This is a genomic window from Terrihabitans aquatilis, from assembly GCF_052542005.1.
On record NZ_JBOCUO010000001.1, the window covers coordinates 920,333 to 944,451 of the forward strand.

Annotated in this window: 24 protein-coding genes; 12 read left to right on the forward strand and 12 right to left on the reverse strand. The window is 66.0% G+C overall.

Annotation, left to right across the window (positions count from 1 at the left end):
• Positions 1-26: 26 nt before the first annotated feature.
• Both ACQ6S1_RS04645 and petA read right to left on the reverse strand, forming a co-directional pair.
• The gene (locus ACQ6S1_RS04645) at positions 27-1,304 is read right to left on the reverse strand and encodes a cytochrome b (RefSeq protein WP_445039971.1); all 1,278 of its coding nucleotides are present in this window, start codon (positions 1,302-1,304) and stop codon (positions 27-29) included.
• Between the two features lie 33 nt (positions 1,305-1,337).
• Entirely contained in the window at positions 1,338-1,886 is a 549-nt protein-coding gene (petA, locus tag ACQ6S1_RS04650; RefSeq protein ID WP_445040265.1) for a ubiquinol-cytochrome c reductase iron-sulfur subunit, read from the reverse strand.
• Positions 1,887-2,144: 258 nt separating this feature from the next.
• Between petA and hemF the strand changes: the two genes are divergently transcribed.
• Positions 2,145-3,017, forward strand: a complete 873-nt coding sequence (hemF, locus tag ACQ6S1_RS04655) for an oxygen-dependent coproporphyrinogen oxidase (protein ID WP_445039972.1) — start codon at positions 2,145-2,147, stop codon at positions 3,015-3,017.
• Positions 3,018-3,021: 4 nt separating this feature from the next.
• Here hemF and ACQ6S1_RS04660 read toward each other — a convergent pair whose 3' ends face one another.
• Genes ACQ6S1_RS04660 through ACQ6S1_RS04670 form a run of 3 tightly spaced genes read right to left on the reverse strand, consistent with a single transcriptional unit; the run spans position 3,022 to position 5,106 of the window.
• Complete coding sequence (locus ACQ6S1_RS04660; protein ID WP_445039973.1) at positions 3,022-3,531, reverse strand: DUF3016 domain-containing protein; 510 nt, start codon at positions 3,529-3,531, stop codon at positions 3,022-3,024.
• A gap of 52 nt (positions 3,532-3,583) precedes the next feature.
• Positions 3,584-4,831, reverse strand: a complete 1,248-nt coding sequence (locus ACQ6S1_RS04665) for a CCA tRNA nucleotidyltransferase (protein ID WP_445039974.1) — start codon at positions 4,829-4,831, stop codon at positions 3,584-3,586.
• Positions 4,828-5,106, reverse strand: coding sequence for a DUF6111 family protein (locus ACQ6S1_RS04670; RefSeq protein ID WP_445039975.1), 279 nt, complete (start codon positions 5,104-5,106; stop codon positions 4,828-4,830). The genes ACQ6S1_RS04665 and ACQ6S1_RS04670 overlap by 4 nt, the downstream gene beginning before the upstream one ends.
• Before the next feature lie 231 nt (positions 5,107-5,337).
• On the opposite strand from ACQ6S1_RS04670, the gene ACQ6S1_RS04675 reads away from it, so the two are divergent.
• The 5 genes from ACQ6S1_RS04675 to ACQ6S1_RS04695 all read left to right on the forward strand — a co-directional run bounded on the left by ACQ6S1_RS04675 (position 5,338) and on the right by ACQ6S1_RS04695 (position 12,413).
• The gene (locus tag ACQ6S1_RS04675) at positions 5,338-6,342 is read left to right on the forward strand and encodes an AAA family ATPase (RefSeq protein ID WP_445039976.1); all 1,005 of its coding nucleotides are present in this window, start codon (positions 5,338-5,340) and stop codon (positions 6,340-6,342) included.
• An 8-nt stretch (positions 6,343-6,350) separates the two neighbouring features.
• Complete coding sequence (locus ACQ6S1_RS04680; protein ID WP_445039977.1) at positions 6,351-7,265, forward strand: DUF58 domain-containing protein; 915 nt, start codon at positions 6,351-6,353, stop codon at positions 7,263-7,265.
• Complete coding sequence (locus ACQ6S1_RS04685) at positions 7,262-10,045, forward strand: DUF4159 domain-containing protein (RefSeq protein WP_445039978.1); 2,784 nt, start codon at positions 7,262-7,264, stop codon at positions 10,043-10,045. Before ACQ6S1_RS04680 ends, ACQ6S1_RS04685 begins: the two co-directional genes overlap by 4 nt.
• Positions 10,046-10,054: 9 nt before the next feature.
• Positions 10,055-12,130, forward strand: a complete 2,076-nt coding sequence (locus tag ACQ6S1_RS04690) for a hypothetical protein (protein ID WP_445039979.1) — start codon at positions 10,055-10,057, stop codon at positions 12,128-12,130.
• Positions 12,131-12,200: 70 nt separating this feature from the next.
• Positions 12,201-12,413: a hypothetical protein gene (locus ACQ6S1_RS04695; protein WP_445039980.1), complete on the forward strand. Its 213-nt coding sequence runs from the start codon at positions 12,201-12,203 to the stop codon at positions 12,411-12,413.
• Here the strand turns inward: ACQ6S1_RS04695 and ACQ6S1_RS04700 are convergent.
• Complete coding sequence (locus ACQ6S1_RS04700) at positions 12,410-12,907, reverse strand: GNAT family N-acetyltransferase (protein WP_445039981.1); 498 nt, start codon at positions 12,905-12,907, stop codon at positions 12,410-12,412. The genes ACQ6S1_RS04695 and ACQ6S1_RS04700 overlap by 4 nt on opposite strands.
• A gap of 298 nt (positions 12,908-13,205) precedes the next feature.
• Between ACQ6S1_RS04700 and ACQ6S1_RS04705 the strand changes: the two genes are divergently transcribed.
• The gene (locus ACQ6S1_RS04705) at positions 13,206-14,159 is read left to right on the forward strand and encodes a glutathione S-transferase family protein (protein ID WP_445039982.1); all 954 of its coding nucleotides are present in this window, start codon (positions 13,206-13,208) and stop codon (positions 14,157-14,159) included.
• Positions 14,160-14,326: 167 nt separating this feature from the next.
• Entirely contained in the window at positions 14,327-14,893 is a 567-nt protein-coding gene (locus ACQ6S1_RS04710) for a hypothetical protein (protein WP_445039983.1), read from the forward strand.
• Here the strand turns inward: ACQ6S1_RS04710 and ACQ6S1_RS04715 are convergent.
• Positions 14,890-15,813 (reverse strand): metallophosphoesterase family protein, encoded by a 924-nt coding sequence (locus ACQ6S1_RS04715; protein WP_445039984.1) that lies wholly within the window; start codon positions 15,811-15,813, stop codon positions 14,890-14,892. The genes ACQ6S1_RS04710 and ACQ6S1_RS04715 overlap by 4 nt on opposite strands.
• 85 nt (positions 15,814-15,898) lie before the next feature.
• Between ACQ6S1_RS04715 and ACQ6S1_RS04720 the strand changes: the two genes are divergently transcribed.
• The gene (locus ACQ6S1_RS04720; protein WP_445039985.1) at positions 15,899-16,366 is read left to right on the forward strand and encodes an NUDIX domain-containing protein; all 468 of its coding nucleotides are present in this window, start codon (positions 15,899-15,901) and stop codon (positions 16,364-16,366) included.
• A gap of 4 nt (positions 16,367-16,370) precedes the next feature.
• On the opposite strand, the gene ACQ6S1_RS04725 is transcribed toward ACQ6S1_RS04720, so the two are convergent.
• On the reverse strand, positions 16,371-17,798 hold the full coding sequence (locus ACQ6S1_RS04725; protein ID WP_445039986.1) for a UdgX family uracil-DNA binding protein: 1,428 nt from the start codon (positions 17,796-17,798) through the stop codon (positions 16,371-16,373).
• On the reverse strand, positions 17,788-19,011 hold the full coding sequence (locus tag ACQ6S1_RS04730) for a putative DNA modification/repair radical SAM protein (protein WP_445039987.1): 1,224 nt from the start codon (positions 19,009-19,011) through the stop codon (positions 17,788-17,790). The genes ACQ6S1_RS04725 and ACQ6S1_RS04730 overlap by 11 nt, the downstream gene beginning before the upstream one ends.
• A gap of 107 nt (positions 19,012-19,118) precedes the next feature.
• Here ACQ6S1_RS04730 and ACQ6S1_RS04735 point away from each other — a divergent pair, with 107 nt between their 5' ends.
• On the forward strand, positions 19,119-19,706 hold the full coding sequence (locus tag ACQ6S1_RS04735; protein WP_445039988.1) for a YqaA family protein: 588 nt from the start codon (positions 19,119-19,121) through the stop codon (positions 19,704-19,706).
• 60 nt (positions 19,707-19,766) lie between these two features.
• Here ACQ6S1_RS04735 and efp read toward each other — a convergent pair whose 3' ends face one another.
• The gene (efp, locus tag ACQ6S1_RS04740; protein ID WP_445039989.1) at positions 19,767-20,333 is read right to left on the reverse strand and encodes an elongation factor P; all 567 of its coding nucleotides are present in this window, start codon (positions 20,331-20,333) and stop codon (positions 19,767-19,769) included.
• A gap of 84 nt (positions 20,334-20,417) precedes the next feature.
• On the opposite strand from efp, the gene epmA reads away from it, so the two are divergent.
• A complete protein-coding gene (gene epmA / locus ACQ6S1_RS04745; protein ID WP_445039990.1) occupies positions 20,418-21,470 on the forward strand; it encodes an EF-P lysine aminoacylase EpmA in 1,053 nt (350 codons plus the stop codon).
• A gap of 8 nt (positions 21,471-21,478) precedes the next feature.
• On the forward strand, positions 21,479-22,525 hold the full coding sequence (locus ACQ6S1_RS04750; RefSeq protein ID WP_445040266.1) for a lysine-2,3-aminomutase-like protein: 1,047 nt from the start codon (positions 21,479-21,481) through the stop codon (positions 22,523-22,525).
• On the opposite strand, the gene ACQ6S1_RS04755 is transcribed toward ACQ6S1_RS04750, so the two are convergent.
• Both ACQ6S1_RS04755 and ACQ6S1_RS04760 read right to left on the reverse strand, forming a co-directional pair.
• Positions 22,522-23,739: a lytic murein transglycosylase gene (locus tag ACQ6S1_RS04755; protein ID WP_445039991.1), complete on the reverse strand. Its 1,218-nt coding sequence runs from the start codon at positions 23,737-23,739 to the stop codon at positions 22,522-22,524. The two genes, ACQ6S1_RS04750 and ACQ6S1_RS04755, sit on opposite strands and share 4 nt — an antisense overlap.
• Before the next feature lie 67 nt (positions 23,740-23,806).
• Entirely contained in the window at positions 23,807-24,118 is a 312-nt protein-coding gene (locus tag ACQ6S1_RS04760) for a hypothetical protein (RefSeq protein WP_445039992.1), read from the reverse strand.
• Position 24,119 lies beyond the last annotated feature (1 nt).

The following is a 24,119-nucleotide window of genomic DNA, read 5'->3' on the forward strand; positions in this document are numbered from 1 at the left end:
AGCCCTTCGGGACATGCGATCGTGGGTCATCCTTGGCGATCCGGTGCGGCCACGCCGTGGGCCGGCACGACGGAGGCGCCATGACCCTTGCCGAGCACGGATTCCGTGATCGATTCGGGCAGCGGCCTGGTCTTCTCGAAAAGGCCGAGCAGCGGCAGGATGACGAGGAAGTGCGCGAAGTAATAGACGGTGAGGATACGCCCGATCAGGATGTACGGAGGCTCGGCCGGCTTGCCGCCGACATAGCCGAGCAGGAGGCACACCACGACGAGGATCCAGAAGAACACCTTGTAGAGCGGACGATAGGCTGCCGAGCGCACCTTGGACGTGTCGAGCCAGGGCAGGAAGAACAGGACCGCAATGGCCGCGAACATCGCGATGACGCCGCCGAGCTTGTCGGGAACGGCGCGCAGGATCGCGTAGAACGGCAGGAAGTACCATTCCGGAACGATGTGCGCGGGCGTCTGCAGCGGGTTGCCGGGGATGTAATTGTCGGCATGGCCCAGGAAGTTCGGCACGTAGAAGATGAACCACGCGAAGAACATCAGGAACAGCACGATCGCGAAGCCATCCTTCAGCGTGTAGTACGGGCTGAAGGGCAGCGTGTCGGAGCTGGACTTCACGGCCACGCCCGTCGGGTTGTTGTTGCCCGGGACGTGCAGCGCCCAGATGTGCAGGCCAACCACGCCGGCGATCATGAACGGCAGCAGGTAATGCAGCGAGAAGAAGCGGTTGAGCGTCGGGTTATCGACCGAGAAGCCGCCCCACAGCCACGTCACGACCGATTCACCGACCACCGGAATGGCGGAGAACAGGTTGGTGATGACGGTGGCGCCCCATAGGCTCATCTGGCCCCACGGCAGCACATAGCCCATGAAGGCGGTGGCCATCATCAGCAGGAAGATGACGACGCCGAGGATCCAAAGGACCTCGCGCGGAGCCTTGTAGGAGCCGTAATAGAGGCCGCGAAGGATGTGGATGTAGACCGCCACGAAGAACATGGACGCGCCGTTGGCGTGCATGTAGCGGATCAGCCAGCCGGCGTTCACGTCGCGCATGATGTGCTCGACGGAGTTGAAAGCCATCGACACGTGCGGGGTGTAGTGCATCACGAGGACGACGCCCGTGACGATCTGGACCACCAGCATAAGGCTGAGGATGCCGCCGAACGTCCACCAATAATTGAGGTTGCGTGGCGTCGGATAGGCAATGAAGGACGAGTGCACCAGGCCGATGATCGGCAGGCGGCTTTCGAACCATTTAAGAACCGGGTTTTCCGGCTGATATGTGGAATGTCCGCTCATCGCTGTCCTGCCTTGGCGGCTTCAGGAGTCCGGTTAACCGATCCGGACCGTGGTGTCGTTGGTGAAGGCATACGGAGGAATATGCAGGTTCTCCGGCGCCGGCCCCTGACGGATGCGGCCCGCCGTGTCGTAGTGCGATCCGTGGCAGGGGCAGAACCAACCGCCGAAATTGCCCGCCAGTCCGAGCGGCACGCAGCCCAGATGGGTGCAGGTGCCGATCATGATCAGCCAGTTTTCCTTGCCGGCGGCGGCACGATTGGCATCGGTCGCCTGCGCATCGCCACCCTCGATGTTCGGGTTGCGGGCATTCGTATCCATCAGATCGGCGAGCGGAACGGCCTTGCCGTCCTCGATCTCCTTGGGGGTGCGGTGGCGGATGAAAACCGGCTTGCCGCGCCATTTGATGGTGATGCTCTGCCCTTCCGCGATGGGGCTGAGATCGACATCGGTCGATGCCAGAGCCAGCGTCGACGCGTCGGGGTTCATCGAGTTGATGAAGGGAATTACGGTGGCTGCCGCGCCGACCGCCGCTACAGCGCCCGTGGCGATGTAGAGAAAGTCCCGGCGGGTCGGTTCAACCATGCTCGGCGTCGACACGTCGGTCACCTCGTTCAATGGTGTCGTGCATCGTATACCCCGCGGGAAGCGGGGCAACATCATCCGCGTGGCCTGCGCATTACGCGCCCCACGTTGGCTGCGTTTTGGCACCGTACCTTGGTATTTGTCCAGAGTGCCGTCTCACGAACGACACCATGTCGCACGGTTTTGCCACTTTTCCCGCATGGGCGCGGCGTCTCGCCCCGCTAAGTAACCGCATCCGCCCTTCCGGAGCCCATCCCGATGACCGTTCATCCCACGACTCACTGGTTCGAAAGTCTGCGCGACCGGATTTGCGCCGAGCTCGAACGCCTTGAGGACGAGGCGGAGGCCGCGCCCGGCAACGAGGGGTTTGCCGCCGGACGCTTCGTGCGCACGCCCTGGGAGCGGACCGGACATGACGGCTCGCCGGGCGGCGGGGGCGTGATGTCGATGCTGCACGGGCGTGTGTTCGAGAAATGCGGCGTGCATGTCTCGACGGTGTTCGGCGAATTTTCTCCCGAATTCCGCGGACAGATCCCCGGCGCTGACGTCGACCCGCGATTCTGGGCCTCGGGCATCTCGCTGATCGCTCATCCGCGCAATCCGAATGTGCCGACCGTGCATATGAACACACGCTATGTGCGCACCACGAAGACCTGGTTCGGCGGCGGCGGCGACCTGACCCCCGTGCTGGACCGGCGGCGCACGCAGGACGATCCGGACAGCTTGCATTTCCACGGCGCCTACAAGGCAGCCTGTGATGCCCATTCCGGCGTGGCGGATTACGAGCGCCTGAAGGCCTGGTGCGACGAATATTTCTTCCTGAAGCACCGAAACGAGGCGCGCGGCATCGGCGGGATTTTCTACGACTGGCTCGATTCGGGGGATTTCGAAGCCGATTTCGCCTTCACCCGAGACGTTGGCGAGGCATTCCTCGTGGCCTATCCCGAGATCGTGCGCCGCAACGTCGGCACGGCCTGGACCGAGGCGGATCGCGAGGAGCAATTGGTGCGGCGCGGGCGCTATGTGGAGTTCAACCTGCTTTACGACCGGGGCACGATTTTCGGCCTCAAGACGGGCGGCAATGTTGCCTCGATCCTGTCGTCCATGCCGCCCCTGGCCCGCTGGCCCTGACGGATCAGGCCGCGCCGCGCGGTGGGCGCATCTGCACGATTCGCTTGCGGAACCAGTCGCGCAGCATGGCCTTCTCGTAATCCAGGCGGCCCGAGCCGACCACGAAGCGCATCTGATAATTGAGGTCGCTCACCCGTTCTTCACCCCGGGCAATGACGCGTCCGCGCTCGGTCAAGCGGTAGCGCAGCCGGATCACGGGCGGGCTGAGGCCATCGAGGATACGGACATTGTCGAGCCGGCGATTCCATGGCCGAAAATCGCCGGCCAAATCGATGTCGGTGATCTCGATATCGAGGCGCTGGCCCGGCTTCAGGCTGCGCGCTCCAATCCGCTGGAGATAGGTGTCGAGCTCCTTCAGCACACCTGCGCCGGGCTTGGCGCCCTTGCGCGGGCTGGTGCCGGCATCGGTGTAGTTTTCCGGATGCACGAAGCTGACACGCACCTCGGCCTGCGCCGCAGCTGCCGAGCCCAGCAGGGCCGCGCCGGCGAGCAGAAGAATCTTCCTCGTGATCATGGACGGCCTCCGGACGGTTCAGCACAGGATGTGGGGCGAGCCGGCCGGCTTGTCAGCCCCCTGCCCCCGCGACGCCCGACCCCGCGGCGACGGACGCGATGATCTGCTCCAACGCGCGGGGCTCATTTGGGAAATCCGCCGCGATCCAGGCCTGCTCCGCCTTCCTGAGGGCCGCACCCAGTGCAGGCCCGCGCGGAACGCCGCGCGCCAGAAGGTCGGCGGCGCGCATGGGCATTACCGGCACCACCCAGCTTTCGGCAAACATCAGCAGATCGAGCCAGCCGGGATGGCGCGCGGCCTCGTCGCTGCCCGCCCATGCCAGCCTCACGCGATCGCGAAAAACCGCAGGGCCGAGGAGGTAAAGCGCCCGGCGCCGGTCGGGATCGGACAGATCGGGATGAAGACGCGGCGCGGTGCCGGACAAGGCGATGAGACGCTCGGCTTCTGCGTTCGACAACCGCAGCCCGGCACGCAGCCTTTCGGCATCCTCGCGCACGAACAAAGCCAGCGCACCGAGCCGCAGCACCGCATCGGGCGGCGCATTCCGGGCGCGATCGAGCGCAATGAGCCGCTGCAGGCGCGCCGTGCGGGGAACACCGCCAAGCAGCGGCCCCAGCAGGCCGTGGCCGGCCATAAGCTCAACCACGATCTCGGCCCGACGCGTGACGAGGAGCTTCAACAATTCGACGCGGATGCGCTCCGCCGAAAGGAATTGGAGCCCGGCGCGCTCGCGCACGGCCGCCGACATGGCCTCCGGATCAGGCTGGCCATCGCCATAGCCGGACAGGAAGCGGAAGAAGCGCAGGATGCGCAGATAATCCTCGCGAATGCGGGCGCGCGCCTCGCCGATGAAACGCACCCTCCCTGCCTTCAGATCGTCCAGGCCGTCGACATGATCATGCACCCCACCCTCGGCGTCGAGGAACAGGCCGTTGATGGTGAAGTCGCGCCGGCGGGCATCCTCCGCCCAATCTCGGCCAAAGGCCACCAATGCGTGCCGCCCGTCGGTCTCCACGTCCCGGCGCAGCGTGGTGACCTCGAAGGGCTGGCCGCGCACAAGGACGGTGACGGTGCCGTGCTCGATGCCGGTCGGCACAGTTTTCAGGCCGGCGGCCCCGGCGCGGCGCTGCACCTCCTGCGGCAGGGCCGTGGTGGCGAAATCGACCTCGTGTGGGCGGCGTCCGATCAGGGCATCGCGAACCGCGCCTCCCGCGATGCGCGCGGTCTCGCCATCGCCATCGAGCACACGAAACATCGTGCGGACGGCTTCATCGCCGAGCAGATCGGCGACGGCGCTCATCGGGCGGGCGTTCCATGGGGCACGAAATGGCCGGGGGCGAGCTTGCCGTCCTCATAGCGCGACGGCACGTAGACGCCTTCGGGCGTGGCCGAGGTGAAATCCACGAAGAACAGGAAGCCGCCGATCGCAAGAACGAGCCCGGCCATCGCGATCCACGCATAAGGTGCCGCCGGCACGCTTCCCTCGTTGACCCGGCGCTGCCACGCCGCCCACAGGAAATAGACGGCGAACGGCAGAAGGAACAGGAGAAGGCTGGGCAGGATGGCGCGGATCATGTCGCTGCGAAACCTCGGGAATCGGACGGCTACGTTCATATAGGCGGGAAAGGCGGGCGCGTGCCTGCCCGCACATGCCCGCTCGCCGGAATGTGTGCGGCCACGCTCTCGCCCCTTTTGTGGCCCTCACCTAACCTTATGGCGCGGCATTCGGGCAAGCGCGCCAGTGCGAAGCCGGACGTTGCGAAGCCGGCTGTCCGTTCTATGCTGCCGGCGAAAGGGCGACACCTCATGAGCATTACCGCCGACGCCGAATCCCTCGATCAGATGATCCTGCGCAACGCGGAGACGACCATCGCCCATGTCGGTGCGGCGAAGGCGGCGCTCGGCGAGGTGATCTTCGGACAGGAGATCGTGGTCGAACGGGCGCTGCTGACCATCCTGTGCGGCAGCCATGCTTTGCTGGTCGGCGTGCCGGGCCTCGCCAAGACCAAGCTGGTGGAGGCGATGGGAACGGTGCTGGGGCTCGATGCCCGGCGCGTGCAGTTCACGCCCGACCTGATGCCCTCCGACATTCTCGGCTCCGAGGTGCTCGAAGAAGGCGCGGGTGGCATTCGCGCCTTCCGTTTCATTCGCGGCCCGGTGTTCGCCCAGCTCCTGATGGCCGACGAAATCAACCGCGCCAGCCCGCGCACGCAATCGGCCCTGCTGCAGGCCATGCAGGAACATCATGTGACGGTGGCCGGCGAGCGGCACGATCTGCCGCACCCATTTCACGTGCTGGCTACTCAGAACCCGCTGGAGCAGGAAGGCACCTATCCCCTGCCCGAGGCGCAGCTCGATCGCTTCCTCATGCAGATCGACGTGCATTATCCCGGCCGCGACGACGAGCGTCGCATCCTGCTGGAGACCACGGGCGGCGAGGAAGCCAAGGCGCGCCGCGCCATGAGCGCGGAGGACCTCGTGTCCGCCCAGCGCCTGATCCGCCGCCTGCCGGTGGGCGACAGCGTGGTCGACGCGATCCTTGATCTCGTGCGTTCGGCCCGGCCGGAAAACGCCGACGCCTCGCTCGGCCGCTTCATCGCCTGGGGACCGGGGCCGCGCGCCAGCCAGGCGCTGAGCATGGCCGTGCGTGCCCGCGCCCTGCTCGACGGCCGGTTCGCGCCTTCCGTGGACGATGTGGCCGCCCTTGCCGAACCTGTGTTGAAGCACCGCATGGCGCTGACCTTCGCCGCCCGCGCGGAGGGGCACAACGTGCCGGACGTCATCCGCAAGCTCGTCGAACGGCTGGGCTGACGCGCCGCATGGTGCAAGCCCGCACCCTCTCCCGCGAAGACACATCGCCCGGATTGCGCCACCGATCGGCGGCGCAGGAGCTTGCGGCCGCGATGCCGCGCCTCGTCGTGCAGGCGCGCCGCACCTCCGCCACGGTGATGCACGGCCTGCACGGCCGCCGCCGCGCGGGAACGGGTGAGAATTTCTGGCAATTCCGCCGCTTCGCATCCGGCGAGCCGGGCAACCGTATCGACTGGCGACGCTCCGCACGCGGCGAGAATCTGTTCGTGCGCGAGCATGAATGGGAAGCCGCCCACACGGTTTGGATCTGGATCGACCGGTCGCGCTCGATGACTTATCGATCGAGCCTGGCCGAGGAATCGAAGGTTGAGCGCGCCGTGGTGATCGGCCTCGCGCTGGCCGATCTTCTTGTGCGCGGCGGCGAGCGCGTCGGCCTTCTGGGCCTCGGGGCGCCCAGCGCGAGCCGCCAAATCATCGAGGTTCTGGCGCAAAGGCTGCTGACGGGTGGTGAGGACGAGGGCGGCCTGCCGCCCCGTGTCGCCTTGCCCGGCCTGTCCGAAGCATTGGCGATCGGCGATTTTCTGGCGCCCGAGGACGAGATCGCCGAGGCGATCGGCACCCTGGCCGGGAACGGCGCGCGCGGGCACATCCTCGCCCTATCCGACCCCGTTGAGGAAAGCTTTCCCTTCTCCGGCCGCACCGAATTCGTGGATCCGGAAAGCGCGGCCCGCCTCACATTCGGCCGCGCGCAGGACCTGCGACAGAATTATGCTGACCGGCTGGCGGCCCATCGCGCCGCGATCGATTCGGCGGCAGCCGCGTTCGGCTGGTCGAGCGCGCGCCACATCACGGGCAATCCGGCGACCGAAGCGCTGCTTGCCCTGCATGCGCGCCTGTCCGAGCGCGTGGGAACGTTCGCATGAGCGCCCTTCCGCTGGCTTTCCTCACGCCCTGGCTGCTGGCCGGGCTGGCCGTTCTGCCGGCGCTCTATTTCCTGCTGCGCATGGTGCCGCCTCGTCCGCGCACCGTTGATTTTCCGCCGCTGCGCCTTCTGTTCGACATCGGCAGCGAGGAGACGGCGGCGCGCACGCCATGGTGGCTCGTCCTGCTGCGGCTCGGCATGGCGGCTCTTATCATCCTGGCGCTGGCCGGCCCGATCCTGAACCCCGCCCCCGCCGCCGCACCGGGCAGCGGACCCGTCGTGCTGCTGATCGACGATGGCTGGGCCGCCGCGCCCGATTGGCAGGTCCGGACCGAAGCCGTCAATGCGGCCATCGTCGCCGCCGAAAGCGCGGACCGGCCCATCGTGTTCGTCAGTCTTGGCCATTCGCCGGAAGACCTCACCATCGGCACCGCCGGTCAGGCACGCGAGCGGCTGCGCACCCTGTTGCCCCAGCCCGGCATTCCGGCACGCGCCGACCATCTCGACGGCCTGCGGGCAGTCATCGCCGAGCATCCTGCGAGCGATCTCATCTGGTTTTCCGACGGGCTGGACACGGGCGCGGCGCGGGACTTCGCGAATGCGCTAAGCGGGCTCGGCAACGACAGCCGCCTGTCGGTGCACATGCCGCAGAACACCGCGCGGGCTCTGGCCGGCGCGGACAACACGCCCGAAGCGCTGACCGCGCGCGTGCTGCGCGCCGAAGCCGGCGGGGCGGAAGGCGGACTGGTGCGTGCCTATGATCTGCGCGGCCGTGCGCTCGGCGATGCGCGCTACAGTTTTACCGCCGGCGAGACCGAGGCGCAGGCGCGGCTCGAACTCCCGATCGAATTGCGCAACGAAGTGGCCCGGCTGGAACTGGCTGAGGGTCGCTCGGCGGGCGGCGTGCAGCTTTTGGACGAACGCTGGCGTCGGCGCTCGGTGGGCGTGGTTTCGGGTGCGACGTCGGACACGGCGCAACCCTTCCTGTCGGCCACCTATTACCTGACACGCGCGCTGGAGCCCTTCGCCGACATCCGCACGCCAACGGGCGCCTCGCCCTCAGAAGCCGTTGAGCGCTTCATCGAGGACGGCCTGCCCGTCATTGCCATGGCCGATGTCGGCACGCTGACGCCGCAGGCGCTCGATGCCCTGCGGCGGTGGGTGGATGGCGGCGGCATGCTGCTCCGCTTCGCCGGGTCGCGCCTGGCCGCCGCCGAGAACGACGAATTGGTGCCCGTGCGCCTGCGCCGTGGCGGCCGCGTTCTCGGAGGCGCTCTGGCATGGTCGACACCACAGGGGCTCGGCGCGTTTCCGGCAGACGGCCCGTTCTCGGGCCTGCCGATCACCGACGAGATCAAGGTCTCGCGGCAGGTGCTGGCGGAACCCGACCCCGATCTCGCCGGCCGCACATGGGCCGTGCTGGCCGATGGCACGCCGCTCGTCACCGCGCGGCACGAAGGCACAGGCACCCTCGTTCTGTTCCATGTCACCGCCGACACGGTGTGGTCGAACCTGCCGATATCGGGCGTGTTCGTCGACATGCTGCGGAGGACCATCGCTCTTTCGGGCGAGGCGGCGCCGGCGGACGGCGCAGCGGCCGGCACATCGCAAGCCGAAATCGCCACCCTGCCCCCAACTCGTACGCTCGATGGCTTCGGCACCTTCCGCGCCCCGCCGTCGAACGCACGGCCTGTGCCGGCGACAGGCCTCGCCGCCGCCGATGCCGACCATCCGCCGGGCATATACGGCCCGCCGGACGGCTTCGTCGCCGTCAACGCGCTGGCGGCGGACGCGAACCTTCAACGAGTCGATCTGAACGGCATCGCGGCCGATGTGCGCGGCTATGTTCAGGCGGAACCCACGCCGCTCGCGCCCTGGCTGCTGACGCTGGCGCTGGCGGCCCTCCTCGCCGACACGCTGCTCGTTCTGGTGCTGTCGGGCAGCACGACCCGGCTGCGGCGGCGCGGCGCGCTGGCTGGGGCGCTCGCATTGTTCGCTCTGATCGGTGCCCCGGAGCCGGCCTCGGCGCAGAGCGGCGATCCGGGCATGGACGCAGCGCTCACCACGCGGCTGGCCTATGTCGTCACCGGCGACAGCGAGATCGACCGCATCAGCAAGGCCGGGCTGGAAGGGCTCGGCTATGAACTCTCGTCCCGCACCGCCTTCGAGCCCGGCACGCCGGTGGGCGTCGACCCCTCGAAGGACGAACTGGCCTTCTACCCCATTCTTTACTGGCCGGTGTCGGAGAACGCACAAACGCCCAGCGCCGAGACGCTCGCCCGCATCGACGGCTACATGAAGCGCGGCGGCAGCATCCTGTTCGACACGCGCGACGCGGCCTATGCGGGGCAATCCGGCGCGGCCAATCAGGCGCTGCGGCGCATCCTGTCCGGGCTCGACGTGCCGGAGCTGGAGCAGATCAATCCCGACCACGTGCTCACCAAGAGCTTCTATCTGATGCCGGACTTTCCCGGCCGCTTCCGCGATGGGCCGCTCTGGGTGGAAGCGCAGCCGAGCGCCGAGGAGCAGGAAAACGGCGAGGTCGAACTGGTGCGGCCCGGCGACGGCGTCTCGCCGATCCTCATCACATCGAACGATTTCGCAGGCGCCTGGGCGGCCGACGAGACCGGCCAACCCTTGCTGCCGACCGTGCCGGGCGATCCGCGCCAGCGTGAGATGGCCTATCGCGCCGGCATCAACATCGTGATGTACGCCCTGACCGGAAACTACAAAGCCGATCAGGTGCATCTGCCCGCCCTGCTCGAACGGCTCGGCCAGTAAGGGCGCGGCGTGGATTTCGAGCTCTCCTTCTCTCCCCTTCTCGACTGGCCCTGGCTCATCGCGGCAGGTGCGCTGGCGGTGGCGGCGATCCTTGCGCTGGTCGTGTTCCGGCCGCGCGGCGCGCTGCTGCGTGCGCTTGCACTGGTGCTGCTGGTGATGGCTTTGGCCAACCCCTCGCTGAACCAGACCGAGAGGGAGCGCCTGCCGAACGTTCTTGCAATCGTGGTCGACCGCAGCCCGAGCCAGAACCTCGACGGCCGCATGGAGCGCACGGAACGGGCGCTGGAAGAGGTGCAGCAGCGCGCGCAGGCCCTGCCGAACACCGAGATCCGCGTGATCGAGGGCGGTGCACCGGGCTCCGGCTCGGACGGCACCGAATTGTTCAAGGCGCTGCAGGCCGGCCTCGCCGACGTCCCTCCGGACCGGGTGGCAGGCGCTATCTTCATCTCCGACGGCGTGATCCACGACGTGCCGGAGAATGCTGCCGCGCTCGGCTTCACCGCGCCGGTGCACGGCCTCGTCACGGGCCGTCCGGGAGAGCGCGACCGGCGCGTGGTGCTGACCACGGCGCCGCGCTTCGGCATCGTTGAACGCACGCAGACGATCGGCTTCCGCATCGAGGATCGCGGCATCGAAGGTGCCGCGCCCGTGGGCATCGTGGCCAGACGCAATGGCGAGGAAATCGCCCGCTCGGTCGTGGTGCCGGGCCGCGAGGCCAAGATCGAGGTGCCGATCGCCCATGCCGGCCCGAACGTGGTGGAGCTGGAAGCCGCCCCCGCCGAAGACGAGCTGACTTTGGCCAACAACCGCGTGGCCTTGTCCATCGAGGGCGTCCGCGAGAAGCTGCGCGTGCTGCTCGTTTCCGGCGAGCCGCATTCCGGCGAACGCACCTGGCGCAATTTGCTCAAAGCCGACGCGAACGTCGATCTCGTCCATTTCACCATTCTGCGCCCGCCGGAAAAGCAGGACGGCACGCCAATCAACGAATTGTCGCTGATCGCCTTCCCGACGCGCGAATTGTTCGTGACCCGGATCGAGGATTTCGACCTCATCATCTTCGACCGCTATGCCCGCCAGGGCATTCTGCCGATGGTCTATTTCGACAACATCGCGGAATATGTCCGGCGCGGCGGCGCGGTGCTGGTGGCGGCCGGTCCGGATTATGCCGGCCCTGGCAGCCTCTCCGAGACACCGCTGGGTTCGGTGCTGCCGGCCGAGCCGGTGGGCGGCGTCGTCGAGCAGCGCTTCAAGCCTGCCGTGACCGATGCCGGAAAGCGCCATCCCGTGACACGCAAGCTCCCGGGCGACAGCGGCGATGTGCCGGCCTGGAGCGACTGGTTCCGTATGCTCGACACGCAGGGCCGCCCTGACGCCTCCGTGCTGATGTCGGGCGTGGCCGAACGTCCGCTGCTCGTCCTTTCACGAGAGGACGAAGGTCGCGTCGCGGTGCTTCTGTCCGATCATGCCTGGTTGTGGGCACGCGGCTTCGAAGGCGGTGGGCCGCATCTCGATCTTCTGCGCCGCCTGTCGCACTGGCTGATGAAGGAACCGGATCTGGAGGAGGAAGCGCTCCGCCTCGGTGCGCGGGCCGGAACGTTGACGGTGGAACGCCAGACAATGGCCGATGCCCCGCCGCCGGTGACGCTGACCCTGCCTTCCGGAGCCACGCGCACGCTGACGCTGAGCGAGTTGGAACCCGGCCTGTTCCGCACCAGCCTCGAGACCGGCGAGACCGGGCTGCATCGCGCCGAGGACGGAACGTTCACGGCGCTCACCAATGTCGGCACGCCCAATCCGCGCGAATTTCAGGATGTGGTGTCCACGGCGGACCGCCTGCAGCCGATGGCCGACGCCAGCGGAGGATCGGTGCGCCCTCTCCTCGCCAATGGAGACGGCATCGAGGTGCCGCGCATCCTTGTCGTGCGCGAGGGCACGCGCGCCTATGGCTCGGACTGGATCGGCGTGCGGCAGGCAGAGGCCAGCGTGGTGCGCGGCCTGTCGATTTTCCCGGTCTTCGCTGGCCTTGTCGGCCTCGTCCTGCTGATCGGCGCACTGGCCGCAGTCTGGGCGCGCGAGGGCCGCTGAACCCGCTACGGTGGAACCCTGCCGCGCAGAGGCGGGTTTGTCTCCTGTAACCACAAGGGAGGCTTCAGGGATGGCGAAGGCTGTGTATCAGATCGTCCAGCGGGGCGAGGAATGGTTCGTGCAGCACGACGGCAACGAGGCAGGCCCTTATCTGACCAGCGAGGCCGCGTTCGAAGCCGCGGTGCCGCCGGCCAGCCTCAGCATCAATGACGGCCTCGCGGTCGAAATCCATGTGCCGGCCGGCATCAAGGACACGCCGACCGCCGCCGAAAACCAGATTTAGGCCCGATCCGCGGCGCCTTCGACACCGTCGAAGGCACCGGCCACCAGTTCGCACACGAGAACACGGCCGGGATCGACGGGTCCCGGCAGCACGACGCGCCCCTTGGCCACGCGCTGAAAGCCGAACCGGCCATAATACGGCTCGTCGCCCACCAGCAGGACAAGGCGATGGCCCCCGTCGCGCGCCGCATCCAGCGAGCGCTGCATCAGCGTTCCCCCGATACCGCGATCCATGAAGGCCGGTTCGACCGTGAGCGGCCCGAGCAGCAGAGCGGGCGCATTCCCGATACGGATCGGGGTCAGCCGCACCGAACCGACCAGCATGGTGGCCACGCGCGCCACGAACGACAATTCCGGGAGATGCGGCACACCCTCGCGCAGGCGGAACGCGCTGCGGGCGAAACGGCCCGGACCGAAGGCGCGTTCGTGCAGCCGTTCAATGGCGGGGGCGAGGTCCGGCGTTTCAGGACCGATGTCGAGCGGGAGCGAGGTCATGGGATATTCGTGCGGCAGCGGGGAGAAGGGCCGCGAATATCCCGAAGGAAATCAGCGGTAGGAAAACGGCGCGCGGCGGCGCGCAGGCACGCAGCATCGTCGCAAGAGAGAAATGGCATCGCCGATCATGCGCCGCAGCTACCATCAAGACGTTCCGGCGTCCAGCGGATGATCAGGCCATGGGCCGTAAATCTCCTTGCTCGTCTCCCGATGCCGCGCATGATTAATTACAAAATGTGCAACCACGTTGGCTTTCACACGTTTTTACCCGCGGCGTGACGGCGAATCCGGGGGATTCATGGGCTTTCTGCTGAACGGCGAATGGCGCGACAAATGGTATGACACGGACAAGAGCGGCGGCCGCTTCGTCCGTGAGACATCGCAGTTCCGCAATTGGGTCACGCCGGATGGCACACCCGGCCCCACAGGTGAGGGCGGTTTCGAGGCCGAACCGGGCCGCTATCATCTCTACATCTCCTATGCCTGCCCCTGGGCAAGCCGGGCCCTTATCTTTCGCCGGCTGAAACGGCTGGAGGACGTGATCTCCCTGTCCGTCGTCGATCCGCGCATGGGGAGCGAGGGCTGGGTTTTCGGCGATTTTCCGGGAAGCACCGCCGACGACGTGCTGGGCAAATCCCGTCTCTACGAGATCTATCTGGAAGCCGATCCGGATTATTCGGGCCGCTCGACGGTGCCCATCCTGTGGGACAGGAAACGCCACACCATCGTCTCGAACGAATCGGCCGACATCATCCGCATGATGAACTCCGCGTTCGACGCCTTCACCGACGCGGATGAGGACTATTACCCGGCCGGGTTGCGCCCGAAGATCGATGAGATCAACGCGCTCGTCTACGACCGCGTGAACAACGGCGTCTACAAGGCCGGTTTCGCAAGCACGCAGGATGCCTATGAGGAAGCGGCCCGTTCGCTGTTCGCGGCGCTGGACGAGCTTGAGGAACGTCTGTCTCGATCGATGTATCTGGCGGGCGACGATCATTTGACCGAAGCGGATTGGCGGCTGTTCACCACCCTGGTTCGCTTCGATCTGGTCTATTTCGGCCATTTCAAATGCAACATCCGCCGCATTGCCGATTACCGCTACCTCCAGGACTTTCTGGTGCGGCTGCATCGTATGCCCGGCATTGCCGAGACCGTGCGCTTCGACCACATCAAGACGCATTATTACTGGAGCCACATCAAGATCAACCCGACGCGCATCGTGCCGATCGGGCCCGAGATCCGCCTCTGACCCAAGGCTTCTCTCGGCCGCAGAACCGCTTCCCTCCGCACGCATCCGCGTGCGTTTACCTCATCCGCAAATAGAGGCGCCGCGACCGGGGACGATGGGTCGCGCGCTCTTTCTTTGACACAATTTGGCGGTTACTTTCATTCCTCTGTTAAGGATGGATTAACCCTATGGAGCCCCTCCGGGACACCGGCCTGCCCAATCTCCGGGAAGCCCTGCGCCGGGCGCGCTCCGATTCGGCGGAACGCAGCGGGGTGCTGGTCGAGCTTCGCACCGCAGAACTGGCCCGCCTCGATCTGCTGAAAGAACGGCTGGAGCCGATCTTCGCGCAGGTTCCGGACGAGATCGATCTGTTCGATGCCGCCATCCTGCCGGGCGATCCGGCACGCCTGTTCGTCGACGTTCTGGGCTTCGTCGAAATGGACCGCGACAAGCGGACCTATCGCTTCTTCCAGGACACGCGCAACGGCCGCCAATTGCTGGCCGAAAGCGAGGATCTCGCGAAGATCACACAATCGATCACGGACTATGTCGCCTATCGCATGGTGGAACGCGAAAAGGCGCTGGCCTCCGACGTACCCCGCCCACGGCCCGAGCCGGCACAACCCGCCCCGCCAGTTCAGCCTTCACCGCGCCGCTCGGCGCTCGGCTGGCTGGGTTTGCTGCTTGTGGTTCTGGTGGCGGCGAGCGTCGGCTTCATCGCCGCCGGTGTTCTGCTGCAGATGGGAAGCCGCTAGGACCCAGAGGCGGCCGGGATGTCCGCACCGCACAGGAAGGTGCGCGAGCGCTCGGTGATCTCGCCGTCGCCCGGGGCGAAGCCGCGCGAGATCATCTCGCAGCGCCACGCGCCCTTCTCGCCGTCGATGCGATAGATGTTGTAGGCGCCCGGAGAATGCGGATGACCGGGCCCGATGGAGGCCGACGGCACGCCGATGACCGGCACGGGCCCCGTTCGGCCCAGCAGCGAAATCCGTTCATGCCGGTGATTGTGCCCGTGAAGGACGAGCTCCGCGCCCGCGCGCAGCAACGACCGCTTGATGCGGCGGGCGTCGGTGAGGCGCCGCAAAACATCGCCCGTGCCGCTCGGCGGATGATGGATCATCACGATGCGGAACAGACCCTCCTCATCCAGCTGCCGCAGGATGTCCGTGAGCGCGTAGCATTGCTCCTTTCCGAGCCGGCCCTGCGCCGAATGGAAGCCGGTCGGCACCGCCGACGACAGGCCGATGAGGGCCACGTTTCCGCGCCGCCGCACATAGGGAAAGAAGGGCGAGCCAACCACACGCTCGTTGTCACCCGCCATGTATTCGGCCCAGTGCAGCTGCGGGTGATCCGCCGTGCCGCTGACATAGACGTCGTGATTGCCGGGGATGGCCGAGACGTGATCGGGCGAACCCAGGGTTTCGAGAAAGGCTCGCGCGGGCACGAATTCGGCATCGAGGCCGATCACCGCAAGATCGCCCGTGACGGCGATATGATCGCATTTCTGCGCCAGGAGATCCTGCGTCAGAGCGGCAAGGCACGTCATGTCGTGGCGGCCGCGCCGGCGTACACGCCAGTTCGTGTAGCCCAATATGCGCTTGGAAAAGAGTTCGCGGAACGTCGGGCGCGGCAGGGGTCCGAGATGCGGATCAGACAGGTGCGCGAGCGTGAACATGCTCGCGCTTTAACACGCCCGGCGGTGCCGGCTCCAGTGCTTTGCGCAAGCGACAGAATCGAACCCGCGCGCTAGCTTCGTCCGCATGAAGCGCGCCCTCTATTCACTTCTGCGCCCGGTCGCTGCCCCGCTTTGGCTGATGACGCGCGGCCTGACCATGGGCGTGCGCGGCGCGGTGCTGGATTCCGACGCGCGGGTGATGCTGGTGAAGCATTCCTATGTCGATGGCTGGCACCTGCCCGGCGGCGGCGTGGAGGTTGGCGAGACGGCCGAGAATTCGCTGCGCCGCGAACTGGCCGAGGAGGCCAATGTGACCGTGACGGGCACCCCCCTGCTCCACGGCCTGTTCTTCCATCCGGGCTTCAGCCGCCGTGATCATGTGGCAGTCTATGTTGTACGAGACTTCACCTGGAACGGCCCTCGCCCGCCGGACGGTGAGATCGTGGCCAGCGAGTTCTTCCCGCTCGACCGCCTGCCCGAGGACACGACGCCGGCAACGCGACGGCGGCTGGCCGAGATCCTGCAGAATGAGCCGCAATCGGCTGTTTGGTAGGCGCTCAGGCCGCATCTGCGTAAGGCTTCGTCAGCCGCAGATCCTCGACGAAATGGGCGTATTTCTCGGCCTTCCGCGCAGCATCGGGCACGCGCAGCAGGAAGGACGGGTGCACGGTAATGAGAGCCGCCTGCCCGCCTGGCGCCTCCAGGATACGGCCGCGATTGGCGCCGATGGGCATGGCCTTGCCGAACAGGGATTGCACCGCCGTCGCACCCATCGCGATGACGAGGCCCGGCCGCACGATGGCGAGTTCCTTCTCCAGCCAAGGCTTGCAGGCGCGGATTTCGGGCGTGCCCGGTTTCTGGTGCAATCGGATCTTGCCGCGCGGCGTGAATTTGAAATGCTTCACCGCGTTTGTGACATAGGCTTTGGCGCGATCGACCTCCGCCTCCGCCATGGCCCGGTCGAACAATTGCCCGGCAGGGCCGACGAAAGGCCGTCCGGCCAGATCCTCCTTGTCGCCGGGCTGCTCTCCGAGGAACAGGAGAGGTGCGTCGGGCGGGCCCTCCCCGAACACGGTCTGGGTGGCGGGCTCCCACAGCGGGCAATTCCTGCAATGACGGGCGGCTTCCCTCACAGCATCGAGCGGATCATTGCTGCCAGAGCGCACGATCGCCACGGGAACTATCTCGCGCTGGCGGTTGGGCTTAGGCTCGGTTTTCCCATGGCTCACCATGTGATCCGTCCGTTTGCGGGCGTCCGCGATAAGCGGTGCGATGAGTGACGCCTCCGGCAGGTTCTTCCAATATTTGCGCGGCATCTCCGATTTCATCGCCGTGACCTTCAAACGCGCGGGATTGAAGATCGCCGCGTAATAGCCGCGCCACATCTCCTCCAGCGCATCATCGTCCGGCGCATCGTGACGGCCCGCGCCCGGCCCGAACGTGAGTTCGCCGTCGAAATGGGCGCTGACCTCCGGGCTCAGGATCGACCAATGCATGTTGGAAAAGCGCCGCGCGAAGAACGGTGCACCGGCTTCGATCGTGTGGTGCTCGGGCTCGAACCAGGCGACGAAGCGCGCTCCTTCCTCACTGGCGACTTCGCGGAAACGGACGAAGGCATGCATCTTGTGGATGTCGCGGCCCACATTCTTTGCCAGCAGATGGGCACGTGCCACATCCGGATCGACCGACACATCAAGAAGTTGCGGCTCCCGCTTCAGGCGGAACAGCAAGCGGTAGAACAGCGCGAATCTTTCGGGATCGCTGTGCAGCAGGCCGCTCTTCGCAAGCTCCACGAAACGGCGCGGCACGTTGAGAACAGCGGCGCGAGCTTCAGGGGGGTCCGCATCTCCACCGAAAAGATCCGGCGTATTTGGAAGGGACCAGATCACCTCTTCCGGGGGCACATCGGCCAGAACGAAGCGGCGGGCTGCACCGCGCCAGCCTTCGAAATCGGTCGGACCGGCGAGGATGAAGTTATGCGGCATTCCCGAACAACGAATATTGCACGGGTTCGGGTTTCACGAGCCGGCGCAAATCCTGCCGGTCGAGCAATTTCGTCGGGCGATGATCCGGCAGGACGATGAAGGGCAACGCGCTTTTCAGCGGCACATGCAGGCGGGTCAGATCATCCGCGCGGATGGCGCGAACGCGGCGCGCGCGAAGGATACGGTCGACGCTCTTCACGCCGAAACCGGGAACGCGCAGCAATTCCTCGCGGCTGGCCCGGTTCACATCGAGCGGAAAGCGATCACGATTGCGCAGCGCCCACGCCATTTTCGGGTCGATGCCGAGGTCGAGCATGCCGTCGGTTCCGGCAAAGATCTCCGAGGTCTCGAAACCGTAGAAGCGCATCAGCCAGTCGCCCTGATACAGCCGATGCTCACGCACCAGGGGCGGAGCTTGCGGCGGCAGAAGCGAGGACGCATCGGGAATGGGGCTGAACGCCGAGAAATAGACGCGGCGAAGCCCGAACGAGCCATAAAGATTGGCGCTGGTGGCGAGGATCTCGCTGTCGGTCGTGGCGTCCGCGCCGATGATCATCTGCGTGGACTGACCGGCCGGCGCAAAACGCGGCGCCTTCCTTTCGGCTTTCGCCTCGTCGATCCGAAGCCGCATGCGACCCATGGAGCGGCGAATGGCACGCACGTTCTTTTCCGGCGCGAATTTCTCGACACCTGCTTCCGTCGGCAGCTCGATGTTGATCGAGAGGCGGTCGGCATAGCGCCCGGCCTTGGCGAGCAGGAGTTCGTCGGCATCGGGAATGGTCTTGAGATGGATGTAGCCGCGGAAGCCATGCTCCTCACGCAGCCGCCGCGCCACCTCCACGATCTGCTCCATCGTGTAATCCGGAGAGCGGATGATGCCCGAGGAGAGGAACAAACCCTCGATGTAATTACGTTTGTAAAAATCAAGCGTTAGCGTGACGATCTCGTCAACGGTGAAACGCGCGCGCGGCACATTGGATGAGGCCCGGTTCACGCAATACAGGCAGTCGAACGCGCAGGCGTTCGTCATCAGGATCTTCAACAAGGATATGCAGCGGCCGTCCGGCGCATAGGAATGGCAGATACCCGCGCCCTCGGTGGAGCCGATGCCCGCTTTCCCTTTGGAATTGCGCTTGTCCGTGCCGCTCGACGCGCAGGATGCGTCGTATTTCGCGGCGTCGGCCAGGATTTCCAGTTTGCGCTTGATGTCCATGCGCAGATTATAGAGTTCGCTTTTTGTTCTTCAAGTAGAATGACCTGTTGACAAGCCACCGCCACATTGCGCCTTACAACCAGCATGCCGAGATAATCAGGGTCACGATGTTCCGCAGCCTTTACGCCCGCACCATGGCCCTCGCCAGCCATCGGCATGCTGAACCTGCCCTGGCGGCCGTGACCTTCGCGGAGAGTTCGTTTTTTCCCGTTCCGCCCGATGTGATGCTCATTCCCATGGTGCTGGCCCGGCCGGAACGCACCTGGCGCTATGCGCTGATCTGCACCATCACCTCGGTGCTGGGCGGTATTGCGGGCTATGCGATCGGCTATTTCCTGTTCGAGACGGTTGGCCAGGCGATCCTCGATTTTTATGGTCTGGCCGACGAGTTCGAGACGATCGCCGAGAAATACAACGATGTCGGCTGGCTCATGGTGCTGCTGGGCGGCGGCATCACGCCGTTGCCCTACAAGATCATCACCATCGCCTCGGGGCTGACCCGGCTCGATTTCCTCACCTTCGTGATCATGAGCGTTCTGGCGCGCGGCGTGCGCTTTTTCCTCACCTGCGCCCTGCTGAAATGGGGCGGGCCGAGGGCCAAGACGTTTATGGAGGAGAAGTCCGGCTGGGCCTTCGCCATCATCATCGCGGTCATCGTGGCAGGCGTGTTCGCCACAAAATTCGCGTTTTCGTAGCCGCGAACGAAAAAGGCCGGGCGAGAACCCGGCCATCTCCGCGCATCGGATGCGAAAGTCTCAATCCTTGGCGCGTTCCACGTAGCTCGCATCCTCGGTGAGGATCACGATGCGGGTGCCCACCGAGATGTGCGGCGGAACGTTGGTGCGCACGCCGTTGGACAGAACAGCCGGCTTGTAGGAGGAGGATGCCGTCTGGCCCTTCATGGCCGGCTCGGTTTCGACCACTTCGAGCGTCATGCGCTGCGGCAGTTCGAGGCTCAGAGCGAGGCCGTTATAGATCGCGAGCTGCACCTTCATGCCTTCCTGAAGGTAGGGTGCGTAATCGCCCACGACGTCCGCCGGCACGGCGATCTGTTCGTAGCTCTCGGGATTCATGAAGTGGAAGCCCTCGCCGTCCGAGTACAGGAAGGTGTGGTCCTGGTCCTCGACGAAGGCGCGCTCGACCTGCTCGGTCGTGCGGTAGCGCTCCGACACCTTCACGCCGTCCGAGATGCGGCGCATGTCGAGCTGGGTCACCGGCGTGCCCTTGCCGGGATGGATGTTCTCCGCCGTGAGAATGACGTAGAGACGGCCGTCGACCTCGACGACATTGCCTTTGCGGAGCGAGCTGGCGATAACCTTCACGTTCTATCCTTCTGATGGGCCGTCGGGCCGCGCAACTTCCGTTGCCGCCCCTCTCGCACACTTCGCGGCTCCGAGAAAGACCCAATGACCCAAGCCGTGCCCTTCTGGCACCCCGAACATCATGCCCGGCGGCGCGCCCGTCTGAACGCGCGCGGACGTGTGAAGACGGCGATCCGCTCCGTGTTGGAAGCGGAGGGGTTCGTTGAGGTAGAGGCCGGCATCCTGCAAATCTCTCCCGGCAACGAGGCACATCTGCACGCCTTCGCCGCGGATTTCGTGGAGATCGGCGGTGGGCGCGAGCGGTTTTACCTGCACACCTCCCCCGAATTCGCGATGAAGAAACTGCTCGCGGCCGGGGAGCACAAAATCTTCGATTTCGCCCGCGTGTTCCGCAATGGCGAGCGGAGTGCCCTACACCATCCGGAATTCACCATGCTGGAATGGTATCGCACCGGAGCGCCTTACGAGATCCTGTTCAGCGATTGCGTGAATTTCCTGCGGAGTGCCGCCGAGACTGCGGAGTGCCGCCAGATGAACTTTCGCGGCCGCGTCTGTGATCCCTTCGCCGAGCCGGAGCGGCTGACGCTTGCCGAGGCGTTCGAGCGGTTTGCCGGGATCGATCTTCTCGCGAGTGTCTCCGCGCATGAGACCGATCGCGAGGCGCTGGCGGCGCAAACGCGTGCGGCCGGCATTCGCGTGGCCGAGGACGACGTCTGGGCCGACATCTTCAGCCGCGTTCTGGTGGCGAAGATCGAACCCTATCTCGGTATCGGACGGCCCACCATCCTGTGCGAATATCCCGTGGCGGAGGCGGCTTTGGCGCGGCCGGCCGCACATGATGGCCGCGTGGCGGAGCGGTTCGAGTTTTATGCCTGCGGCGTGGAACTGGCCAACGGCTTCGGCGAGCTGACGGACCCCAGCATACAGCGCGCGCGTTTCGAGGCGGAGATGGCGGAGAAGCAGCGCGTCTACGGCGAAACCTACCCGCTGGACGAGGATTTTCTGGCGGCGCTGGCGCACATGCCCCAGGCCTCGGGCTGCGCGCTCGGTTTCGACCGGCTGGTGATGCTGGCGACCGGCGCGGAACACATCGAGCAGGTCCTGTGGACGCCGATGACCCCTTCGGAACGGCGCTAGACCAGACGATGGGTGATGTCGCGAAAACCCTGCGGACGCCGGACGATCTGGCCGAGGCCGGACTGATCGACAGGGCGCAGCGCGACGCGCTGTCCTCGGTCGCCGCGCACTACGCCATCGCCATCCCACCCGCACTGGCGGCGCTGATCGATCCGAACGATCCCGATGACCCCATTGCCCGGCAATACGTGCCCTCGCTGGAGGAACTCGTCACCACGCCTGAAGAGCGTGCCGATCCCATCGGCGACCTCGCCTTCTCGCCGGTCGAGGGCCTGGTGCACCGCTATCCGGACCGGGTGCTGCTGAAGCCGGTGCATGTCTGCCCGGTCTATTGCCGGTTCTGCTTCCGCCGCGAAATGGTCGGTCCTGAGGGAATGGGCACGCTCTCGGCGGAATCCCTGGCGCAGGCCCTCGCCTACATCGCCGCGCATGAGGAGATCTGGGAGGTCATCCTGACGGGCGGCGACCCGCTGATGCTGTCACCGCGCCGGCTTGCGGCCATTCTCGCGGGCCTCGACGCCATCTCGCATGTGAAAATCGTGCGCATCCACACCCGTGTCCCGGTGGTCGATCCCGAGGCGCTCGATGCGAACATGGTCGCGGCGCTGGCCTCAACCTCGAAGACACTCTATGTCGGCGTGCACGCCAATCATCCTCGCGAGATGCAGCCCTTGGCCCGGGCCGCGTGTGCCCGGCTGGCGGACGCCGGCCTTCCGCTGCTGAGCCAGACCGTGCTGATGCGCGGCGTGAACGATGACCCGGAGGTGTTGGCCGCGCTGATGCGCGCCTTCGTGGAGAGCCGCGTACGGCCCTATTACCTGCATCATCCGGATCTGGCGCCGGGCACCGCCCGCTTCCGCCTGTCGATCGCCGAGGGACAGGCCATCATGCGGGCACTGCGCGGCCATGTGTCAGGCCTGTGCCTGCCCACTTACGTCCTGGACATCCCCGGCGGCCACGGCAAATCGCCCATCGGCCCGGATTATGTCGGCAACGGCACCGTCAGCGATTTTCGCGGCGGCGTTCACGCCTACCCCCCGGACGAACCGGCCTAGCGGCCGGCGCGCAGGGCCGCGAGCAATTCCGCGCTGGGATAGGAATCGGCCGGCTGGCTCAGCCGAAGCTGCTCCTTCTTGATGGCCGCACGTGTGCCAGCGCCGACGATGCCGTCGATCTTGCCGACATCGTGGCCGCGCTTCTGCAGGAGCGTCTGCAATTCGCGCACGCCATCGGCGTCGAGATCGGGCGTGCCGTCACCGGTCGACATCGCCGCAGCCCCTTCGAACCGGGTGGCGAGGTAGGCGGCCGTGGTCGAATAGATCAGCGAATGGTTCCAGGTCAGATAGACGTTCTTGAAGTTGGGGTAGGCCAGGAAGGCCGGCCCATGGCGGCCCTGCGGAAGGTGGAGTGAGGACGCCGGCCCCGAGATCGGCTTGCCGTCTGCACGACGTACGCCCCAATTCGTCCATTGTTCAGGCGTGTGCTCGACGGTGAGATCGGCCTGGTCGAGGGGCACATCCACCGAGATCTTCACCTCGACAAGCCAGGGCTCGTCGGCCTTCCAGCCAAGATGGCGGATATAATTGGCGGCCGAGGCGAGAGCGTCGGCATCGGACTTGATGAGATTGACGTGGCCGTCACCGTCGTAATCAAGGCCGAAATCGATGTAATGCACCGGCAGGAACTGGAACTGGCCGAGTTCGCCGGCCCAGGGGCCGCGCATCTCGGCGGGCGTCAGATCGCCCCGCTCCACGATCTTCAGCAGAGCCAGAAGCTGGGTGCGGAACAGGTCGGAGCGCTTGCAATCATAGGCCAGCGTGGCGACGGAGCGGATCGTCTCACCTTTTCCGAGGAAGCTGCCGAAATCCGTTTCGAGGCCCCAAAAGGCCGTCAGCACACCAGCAGGCACGCCGAATTCGCGCTCGATGCGCTGGAAGGTCGAGGCATTGGCCTTGATCTTGGCGCGGCCGTTCTGAATGCGGTTGGCGTTGGCCATCCGGGCGGCGAACTGCACGAAGCCTTGGGTGAAAACGGCCTGCCCGCCGCGATCGCGGTTGATGGTCGCCTGGTCGTAGGCCAATCCGTCGAGCGCGGAGGAGATGGCGCGCTGGGAGATGCCCTGCGCTGCCGCGTCCCGCCGGAAGTCGGACAGCCACGCCTCGAAGCTTTTGCCGCCCTGACAGGCGGCTCCACCTTGCGCCAGTGCAGGATTGGCGCCTAGCGCCAGAAAAGCCGCCAGCCCGATGCCCGCCAGAATCCGCCGCTTCATATCGTCCACCACTTCATTGCGAGGCCGAAGCCGCTAGCGCCCTAATCCGGCGGGATCGCGGCCGAACTCAGAGCGGCTCCACCTCGTGGGTCCGCATCGCGATCTCGTCCTGCTGAAAATCCCGTTCGAGTCCTAGGCGGTAATTCCGCCACCAGGCGCGGTCAAGCTCGGGCACCACGACTTCGAACACGACGATGTCATCATGGGCAACGGAATCGGCCTCGTTCTTCCAGCGCCCCTCGGCCGGCGCGCGAGTGAAAGCAGTGAGGCCACCGAAGCGCGCCGTCAATTCGTCTTTAACACGGTCGAAACGGGAAGCCGGAATGGCGCCACCGTCGCGATCGTAGAGCGGAAGAAGGATCTGGACGAGATACGCCAAG